Here is an 8,960-nt window from a genome sequence, read left to right on the forward strand (position 1 = left end):
GGTGGTGCTCCTCGGTGGTAGGGGTTTCGGATGGGGCGGTGATCCGTCAGGAACGGGACGCCGGCTGTTCCCGATCCACGGTGGCCGGTGCAGCTGGTGCTGGGTCTTCCGGATCGCTGCCGGCGGTGACCGGGCGGGAGTCCATCTCGCGCCAGACCGGGTTGAAGGCGGGCAGGACGGTGACGGCGAAGTAGAGCGCACCGGCCACCAGGAGGGCGGGGGACAGGCCCAGGGCGGCGATGGCCGCGCCGCACAGCAGGCCGCCGAGCGGGATGCCGGCGAACGACAGGGCGCCGGACAGGGACGTGACCCGGCCCAGGAGGTTCGGCGGAATCCGCTCGAACAGAACGGCACTCAGGATCGGGTTGACGAAGCCGATGGCGATTCCGTCGGCCACCGACACCACCAGCACCACCCACAGCGGGGCGCCGACGGCCAGGACGACGAACCGCGGCGCACCCCCGATCAGGAAGGCGACCAGGTAGGTCAGGCGCCGCGGGAGGCGGTGCGCGAAGCCGGTGGCCAAGGCCGAGCCGATGATCGCGGCCCCGCCGAAAGCCGTTCCCACCGCGCCGATCGCGGCCGGGCCACCACCGTCCTGGCGGGCCCAGACCGGCAGGAGCACGGTGCTCCACCCGGCGTCGATCAGGTTCGTGACGGCCAGCATGATCGCGATCCACAGCAGCAATTTGTCGCCGGCCAGGAACCGGGCACCGATGGCGAGTTGCTGCCGGTAGGTCTCGTTCTCGGTGCCGTCCGGCACCGTCGGCGGAGAGTCTTCCGGTCGGGTCGGGGCCGCCGCGCGGGCCCGCCGCGGCAGGACCAGCCCGATGATCAGGGCGGCGACCGCGAATGTGGCCGCATCGATGTACAGCGCGAAGAGCGGGTCGACGAGGGCGATCAGGATGCCGGCCAGGGCCGGCCCGGCGGTGCCGGCGATGCGCTCCAGGGTGCCGATCATGCCGGTGACCCGCTCCAGCGGGACCTCGGCGATGGCGGCGACCTCGGGGACCAGGGCCTGCTTGGCCACGTCACCGGGGCCCCGGGCCGCGCCGAGACCGGCGACCAGCACGAGCAGGACGCCGAAGGGGAGGCGGTCGAAGTGGTGCAGCGCGGGGATCGCCGCCACGAAGATCATGCTGATCGCGTCGGTGGTGACGCTCATGATCCGCGGGCCGACCCGGTCGATCAGCGGCCCGGCCAGGACCTTCCCGATCACCAGGGGGGTCATCTCGGCGAAGGCGACCAGGCCGGTCTGGGTGGCGCTCCCGCTGGTCACCAGGACCAGCCACGGGATGGCGATCATCGACATCCGGGTGCCGATCAGCGACACGGCCTGAGCGGTGAGCAGACTCAGCATCGCTGCCCATCGGCGATCGCTGCTCGTCATGTCTCCCCCTGGGCGTTGAGTATGCCGGGTCGTGGAAAGGCCTGGAGCTGAACGGCGACGGGCACCGCGTCGGGCGGTGCTTCCTGATCGTGGTCGTCGCGCCGGTACCTCCCGATCACCTCGAAGAGCTCCTGTACCAGGCTCTGGAGTTCGCCCGGGGTCAGCTTGAGCGGGAAATCGCTGGTGGTGCTGGCCTCGCGCCAGTCCGGGGGCAGGTAGGGCAACTCCCGGGCGGCGTTCTGGATGGCGTCGGTGTAGCCCGAGGCCACGCCGGCCAGGTAGGTGCTGGCCAGTTCCTTGTCGGCGTCCTCGCGCAGGGCCGCCGGCTGCAGGCGTGTGCTCTCGTGAGCGGCCTGCCACCACCGGTCGCGGCCACCGCCCTGTTTCGGGAGTTCGCTCACCAGGCCGTGTTCCGCCAGCTGGCGGAGGTGGTAACTGGTCACCCCGGAGTTCAGGCCGAGATGCCCGGCGAGCCGGGTGGCGGTGGAGGGACCGTCGCTGCGCAGCTGGCCCAGCAGGCGCACCCGCAGTGGATGGGCCAGCGCCCTCAGCAACCGGGAATCGAGGGTGATCTCCCGGAGCGGTTCTTGCTGGGGATCGGGATTCGTGGCGTCGGCCATATGCACAACTTAGCTTGCATAGAAAATTGTGCAAGGCCCAGTGTCCCATCTGCCCCTTTCTTCCGTCACTGCAGGTAGATGCCGCGCAACTTTCGGTGCGGCGGTACGGCGGTGCCGGGGTGCCCATCAGCTGCCGCAGTGACTGCCGCCTGGCCGTCGGGGACCTGCTTAACGTGGCAGAAATGCCGACCGGGCGGACGTCACGGCGCGGGCCGGGCATTCACCACGAAGGAGAGGTCATGACCTTGTCGCTGCGCAGATCGACCGGTTCGGTCGGCGGGACCCACCGGCAGGCGCATCACCCGTCATCGGGGTACCGCCGCGAACCGCTTCGCCGGCAGCGTCCCCTCACGCTGGTCACCACCACGAAGTCCGACTCCCACACCTGGAACCTGGTGTACCTGGAACTGGTCCTGAAGGAGCTCGGGCACGACGTGGTCAACCTGGGTCCGTGCGTGCCGGTGGAGCTGCTGGCCGGCTGCGCCCGGGAGGTGGGCCCCGACCTGGTCGTCGTCAGCACGGTCAACGGGCACGGCGTCCGGGACGGGATCGAGATCGCCGGGGTGTTGCGGCAGATGGACGAGCTGGCCCGCACGCCGATCGTGATCGGCGGCAAGCTCTCCACCTCGGGCGAGGCCGGGGCGTCCGAGCAGGCCCGCCGGCTGCGGCACGCCGGGTACGACGCCGTGTTCGGCGGCACCGGGGCCATCTCCGCCTTCCGGGCGTTCGTCGCCGGGGCCGGGGTCAGAGCGTGACGGAACGGCACTCGGACTTCGGCCGCTTCGTGCACGACGCCCACGAGCGCGGTGATCTCGTGGTCCAGCCCCGGATGGGCTACGGCGACCCCGGCCGGATGCGCGCCGGGCTGGCCGCCACCCGGCAGGCCCGGGCCACCACGGTCGGGACGATCACCCTGGACAGCTACACACGTACCGGCCAGGTGGAGGTCGCCCGGCAGGCCGTGGAGCGGGGTGACGACCTGAACGGGTACCCGATCGTCACCCACGACCCGGACGTCACCGGGGCGGTCCTGGCCGGTCTGGCCGGGCCCGGGTTCCCGGTGCAGGTGCGTCACGGCTCGGCGCAGCCGCAGCAGATCATCGCCGCGGCCCTGCGCGCCGGGCTCACCGCGACCGAGGGCGGGCCGGTCTCCTACTGCCTGCCCTACAGCCGGCTGCCGCTGCGCGACTCGGTCCGGAACTGGTCGCAGGCCTGCGACATCCTGGTCGGCGGGGCCGGGGCGGCCGCGCACGTCGAGACCTTCGGCGGGTGCATGCTCGGCCAGCTGTGCCCGCCCGGCCTGCTGGTCGCGATCAGCGTCCTCGAGGGCCTCTTCCTGCAGCAGCACGGCGTGAGAAGTCTTTCCCTGAGCTACGCCCAGCAGACCAGCCCGGAGCAGGACGAGGGCGCGGTACTGGCCCTCAACCGGCTCGCGGCCGAACTGCTGCCCGGACTTGACCTGCACACCGTGATCTACGGCTACATGGGCCTTTTCCCGCAGACCCCGGGCGGCGCCCGGGCGCTGATGGCCGATGCGGCCGGGCTGGCCGTGCGCACCGGCGCGCAGCGACTCATCGTCAAGACCGCGGTGGAGGCGCAGCGGATCCCGACCATCGGGGAGAACGTCGAGGCCCTGGAGCACGCCGCCGCGGTCGCCCGGCGCACCACGGGGCCGGCGGACCGGACGGACCGGACTCGGGCCCTGGCCGCGCAGGAGGTCTACCAGGAGGCCGGCACGCTGATCAGTGCCGTGCTGGAGCTCGGGCCCGACGTCGGTTCGGCCCTGGTGCGGGCCTTCGACCGCGGTGTCCTGGACATCCCGTACTGCCTGCACCCCGCGAACTCCCGGCGTAGCACCAGCTATCTCGACGGCGACGGATGGCTGCGCTGGGGCGCGACCGGGGGTATGCCGCTGCCGCCCTCCCGGGTCGGCACACCCGGCGCCTCCGGCGCCGTCACGTCCGCCCAGCTGCTGCGCGACCTCTCGTACATGCAGCGCCGCTACGACCGGTACCCGTCCCTCCCGGTACCGGCCCCCGAACTGGTGAGGAGCACCTCATGACCCTGGAAGTCACCCTCGGCGAACCGGCCCGCGCCACCACCGTCCCGCCGGACCTGCGCACCCACCTGACCGACCCGTCCACCCGGGCCGCTCTGATGATCCGCCAGAGCGTGCTGACCGCCGTGCGGCGGCTGCTCGACGCGGAGGGTTTCGTGGAGATCCAGGCGCCGATCATCGGGCCGGTGACCGATCCCGGGGTACGGGGCGCCAAACAGATGGACGTCGACTTCTACGGTCACCGGTACAAGCTGATGACCAGCGCCATCCTGTACAAGCAGGCCACCCTCCTGGCTTTCGACAAGATCTACTACATCGCTCCGAACGTGCGGATGGAACCGCTGGAGACCTTCGGCACCGACCGGCACCTGGTCGAGTTCCACCAGATCGACGTCGAGATGGCCGGGGCCTCCCGCGACGACGTGACGGCTCTGTGTGAGCGCCTGGTCGTCGCGGCCACCCGGGAGGTGCTCCAGCACCGGCCGGCGCAGCTCGGCGTGACCGGCCGGGACCTGGACGCACTGCGCCGGCTGGGCCAGGAACCGTTCGGGCGGATGACCCACGCGGCGGCCGTCGCCGAGCTGGCCGGGATGAGTCAGCAGGCCGACGCCCACGCCGAGATCGACTGGAGCAACGAGGAGATGCTCTCGCTGGAGGCACCCCGGCCGTTCTTCCTGACCGACTACCCGAAGGGCTCGCGCGGGTTCTACGACCGGGAGAGCCGCAGTGACCCCGGCACGCTGCGCAATTTCGACCTGATCGCGGCCGAGGGATTCGGGGAGCTGTGCAGCGGGGGAGAGCGCGAGTCGGACTACCGGCGGATCATGTCGAGGATCCGCGAGACCGGTGAGAACCCGGCCAAGTACGGCTGGTACCTGGAGCTGGCCCGGGAGGGCCTGCACCCCAGCGCGGGGTTCGGGCTGGGGCTGGAGAGACTGGTCCGCTACATCGCCGGCCTGGACGCGGTCTGGCAGGCCAGCGCCTACCCCAAGCTCGCGGGGGTGCGGTCGGCATGACCTCGTCGTCCCCGAACATCTTGCGGGCAGAGGGGTTCCCGGCGGAGGAGATCCGCCGCCGGGCACGCCTGGGCGCCCGGGCCGTCTTCCCCGACGCCAGTGGCTACGGGGCCGACGTGTTCGGGGAAGTACCCACCGGAAACCGGCCCGACGCCCTGGACCGGCTGCGGATCCTCCCGCCGCTGTTCACCCCGCGGCGCCTGGAGAAGCTGATCGAACTGGGGCGTGAGCCGATGCCGGCGGACGTCGATCTGCGCACCGACATCGGCGGCCTGCCCTCGGCGTTCCCGCTCTACCTGTCGGCGCTGGGCTCCACCAAGGTGGCCAGCACCCGTCTGGGGGCCGCCGCGGCCCGGCAGGCCGCGCAGCTGGGCATCCCGATGGTGATCGGGGAAAACATCGCCCCGGTCAACGGTTATCGCGGTGACGACGACTCGGGCGGGTCGATGCGCCGCCGGATCAGCGCCTACACCGGGCACCTGAACGGCGATCTGGGGGGTGTGCTGGTGCAGCAGAGCACCGAGGACGCTGACGCCGAGGTCTGGAACCAGATCTACAGCGACCCGGAGACGGGCCCGATTCTGATGTCGGGGCGGCTGGGCTTCGAGCTCAAGCTGGGCCAGGGGGCCAAGCCCGGGCTGGGCGGGATGACGCTCGTGGACCGGGACGTCGCCGAGGCGATGGCCGGGCGGTACGCGTTCGACCCGGCGTTCGACGACGGCCCGCAGCGTCTGCGGTGCAGTGCCCCCGGCACCTTCGACGAGGAGATCCTGCGCCAGCAGATCCGGCTGATGCGCAACAACTTTCCCCGGGCGAGGGTAGGCGTCAAGCTGTTCCCGGGCCGGGACGTCGCGACGGCCTGCGCCGTGGCCTGGGAGGCCGGGGCCGACAGCGTGACCGTCGACGGCGCCGAGGGCGGTTCGGGGTGGGCCCCGACGGTGATGATGCGCAGCGCCGGGTTGCCGCTGGCCGACTGCCTGGCCCGGATCTCACCGGCGGGGCAGTGCCTGTGCGTCAGCGGACGGATGTGGGAGGGGGCCCGGGCGGTGAGGTGCCTGGCTCTCGGGGCCCGCGCCGTCGGGCTCGGCCGGGCCGCGCTGATCGCGGTCGACGAGGACCCCGACGCCGGCCTGATCCGCCTGGTCTCCGCCCTGACCTTCGAGATGCGGCTTCTGATCAGTGCTCTGGGCAAGTACGCGGCGCGTGACCTGGCATCCGAGGACGTCGGTGGCGACCTCGTCCCCGAGCCCGGGTATCCCGTAGGGCGCTGATCCACGACGACGAACGTTTCACGACGAAGCCCCGTGCGGGGCAGGTAGGTGAACTGAGATGTCGCTCGACCACGACCAGGACGTCACCGGACCGGTCCGGACCGTTCTCCCGGAGACTTCCCTGAGTATTCCGCAGGCGCTGGCCCGGTACTCGGGTTCGGCCCCGCACACGCCGGCCGTGAGTGACGGCGAGACGTCGCTGACCTACCGGGAACTCGAGGCGGCCTCGAACCGGGTGGCCCACCTGCTCCGGCGGCACGGGGTGGGCCCGGAGACCCCGGTGGCCATGCTGATGGAACGCTCGATCGGCACGCTGGTGACCACGCTCGGCATCCTGAAGGCCGGTGGCATCTACGTCCCCCTGCACACCCGGGCCCCGGCCGCCCGTACCGGCCAGCTGCTGCGCGAGGCCGGCGCCACCCTGCTGCTCGTGGAACAGACTCCGGCCGAGGAGATCTCCGGCACCGGGGTGGAGATTCTGGACATCGGTGAGGCTGCCGTCGCGGATCTGCCGGACACGGCGCCGCCGGTCACGATCCACCCGGACCAGCTCGCCTACGTGATGTACACCTCGGGGTCGACCGGCCGGCCGAAGGGTGTGGCGATCACCCATCGCGACGTGGTCGAGTTCTGCGCCGACCCTTACTGGATGCCGCAGGCCCAGGCCCGGGTGCTCATGCACTCCCCGCACGCCTTCGACGCCTCGACCTACGAGTTGTGGGTCCCGCTCCTGCACGGGGGCGAGGTCGTGGTGGCCCCGGAAGGACACCTCGACCCGGCCCGGTTCGGCGAGATCGTCGCCGGGCGGGGCATCACCAGTCTGTTCATCACCTCGGCGCTGTTCAACCTGATGGCGCAGGAGAATCCCGGTGGTCTCGGCCGGGTGCGGGAGATCTGGACCGGGGGCGAGGCCGTCTCGCCGACCGCAGTGGCCAGGATCAGCGAGGCCTGCCCCGGTGTCCGGATCGTCAACGGCTACGGGCCGACCGAGATGACGACCTTCACCACCCTCCAGCCGGTCCCGTCCGGCTACCGCGGCGGTCACATCCCGATCGGGCGGCCCATCACCGGTATGGACGTGCGCGTCCTCGACGAGCGGCTGCGCCCGGTGCCGGACGGGCAGGAGGGGGAGCTCTACATCGTCGGGTCGGGCATGGCCCGCGGCTACTGGGACCGTCCCGGCCTGACCGCGTCCCGTTTCGTCGCCGACCCGCAGGCGGCGGACGGGGCCCGGATGTACCGCTCCGGCGACCGGGTGCGCCGGCGCCCGGACGGTGCCCTGGATTTCGTCGGCCGCACCGACGACCAGGTGAAGATCCGCGGTTTCCGGATCGAGCTGGGCGAGATCGAGACGGTCGTGGACCGGATGCCCGGCGTCGGGCGCAGCGCGGTGGTGGTGCGCGAGGACCGGCCCGGAGACCGCCGCGTGGTCGCCTACGTGGTGGCCGGGGGTGCGGTGACCACCGCCCAGGTGCGTGACTTCGTCCGCAAAGCACTGCCCGACTACATGGTTCCCTCGGCCGTCGTGTTCCTGGACGACCTGCCGATGACCGGCAACGGGAAACTTGACCGGCGGGCCCTGCCCGAGCCCACCGTTGACCTGACCACCGGCCGGGGCCCGGGCACGCCCCGTGAGGCCCAGCTGTGCGCCCTGTTCGCCGAGGTGCTCGGCCTGCCGCGCGTCGGGGTGGACGACGTGTTCTTCGACCTCGGCGGTCACAGCCTGCTCGCGACCCGGCTGATCTCCCGGATCCGCGCGGTGCTACAGGTGGAGGCCGAGATCCAGGACCTGTTCCGGTACCCGACCGTCGCCGGCCTGGCCGGGGTGCTCTCCGGCGGGACCCGGCGTCCGGCCCTGGTGCCCCACGATCTGAGCGACACGAAGGACGACGACGGCCGGGTGCCGCTGTCGGCCGCGCAGCAGCGGCTGTGGTTCCTGCAGCAGTGGGACGCCTCCGACGCCAGTTACAACATCCCGGTGCCGGTCCGGATCGACGGCCCGGGACTGGACCTCGCGGTCCTGGCCGCCGCGCTGAAGGACGTGGTGGGCCGGCACGAGAGCCTGCGCACCGTGTTCCCGGCCCACGACGGTGTGGATAACGTTCCCTACCAGCAGGTTCTGGATGTCGTCGACGTTCCCGTGCCCGTCGTCCCGGTACCGGGGAGGTTCCGGGACGAGGCGCTGGAGGAAGTGGCCCGGGAGCCGTTCCATCTGGCCACCGAGATGCCGCTGCGGGCCGGGTACTTCCCGGACGAGGACGGCGAGGGCGGCGTGCTGCTGCTGGTGATGCATCACATCGCCGGTGACGGCTGGTCGCTGACGCCGCTGCTGCGTGACATCGAAACGGCCTACACCGCGAGAAGAACCGGTCAGGAACCGGTCTGGACGCCGCTGCCCGTGCAGTACGCGGACTACACGGTGTGGCAGCGCCAGGTCCTGCGCGACGTGGAGCGGGAGCAGCTGGCGTACTGGCGTGGGCGGCTGGACAGTCTGCCCGGGGAGCTGGCACTGCCGACCGACCGGGTGCGCCCGCCGCAGGCCTCGCATCGCGGCCACCGGATCCAGCTGGATCTCCCGGCCGGGCTGCCCGACCGTCTCCTGGA

The 8,960-nt window shown here is 71.7% G+C and carries 7 protein-coding genes; 5 read left to right on the top strand and 2 right to left on the bottom strand.

Features of this window, described 5'->3' with window-relative positions:
* Positions 1-46 precede the first annotated feature (46 nt).
* Entirely contained in the window at positions 47-1,390 is a 1,344-nt protein-coding gene (locus LR393_RS18845; protein WP_231485270.1) for an MFS transporter, read from the bottom strand.
* Complete coding sequence (locus tag LR393_RS18850) at positions 1,387-2,010, bottom strand: winged helix-turn-helix domain-containing protein (protein WP_231485271.1); 624 nt, start codon at positions 2,008-2,010, stop codon at positions 1,387-1,389. Before LR393_RS18850 ends, LR393_RS18845 begins: the two co-directional genes overlap by 4 nt.
* A gap of 239 nt (positions 2,011-2,249) precedes the next feature.
* Here LR393_RS18850 and LR393_RS18855 point away from each other — a divergent pair, with 239 nt between their 5' ends.
* From LR393_RS18855 to LR393_RS18875, 5 genes are all read left to right on the top strand, one after another.
* Positions 2,250-2,765 (top strand): cobalamin B12-binding domain-containing protein, encoded by a 516-nt coding sequence (locus tag LR393_RS18855; protein ID WP_231485272.1) that lies wholly within the window; start codon positions 2,250-2,252, stop codon positions 2,763-2,765.
* On the top strand, positions 2,762-4,072 hold the full coding sequence (locus LR393_RS18860; RefSeq protein WP_231485273.1) for a hypothetical protein: 1,311 nt from the start codon (positions 2,762-2,764) through the stop codon (positions 4,070-4,072). Before LR393_RS18855 ends, LR393_RS18860 begins: the two co-directional genes overlap by 4 nt.
* Entirely contained in the window at positions 4,069-5,085 is a 1,017-nt protein-coding gene (locus tag LR393_RS18865; RefSeq protein WP_231485274.1) for an asparagine synthetase A, read from the top strand. Before LR393_RS18860 ends, LR393_RS18865 begins: the two co-directional genes overlap by 4 nt.
* The gene (locus LR393_RS18870; RefSeq protein WP_231485275.1) at positions 5,082-6,356 is read left to right on the top strand and encodes a glutamate synthase-related protein; all 1,275 of its coding nucleotides are present in this window, start codon (positions 5,082-5,084) and stop codon (positions 6,354-6,356) included. The genes LR393_RS18865 and LR393_RS18870 overlap by 4 nt, the downstream gene beginning before the upstream one ends.
* Before the next feature lie 58 nt (positions 6,357-6,414).
* Positions 6,415-8,960, top strand: a 2,546-nt coding sequence (locus LR393_RS18875) for a non-ribosomal peptide synthetase (protein WP_231485276.1), incomplete at its 3' end; no start/stop codon positions are given.

Origin of the sequence: Kineosporia mesophila (genome assembly GCF_021129235.1) — a bacterium.
GTDB classification, from domain to species: domain Bacteria; phylum Actinomycetota; class Actinomycetes; order Actinomycetales; family Kineosporiaceae; genus Kineosporia; species Kineosporia mesophila.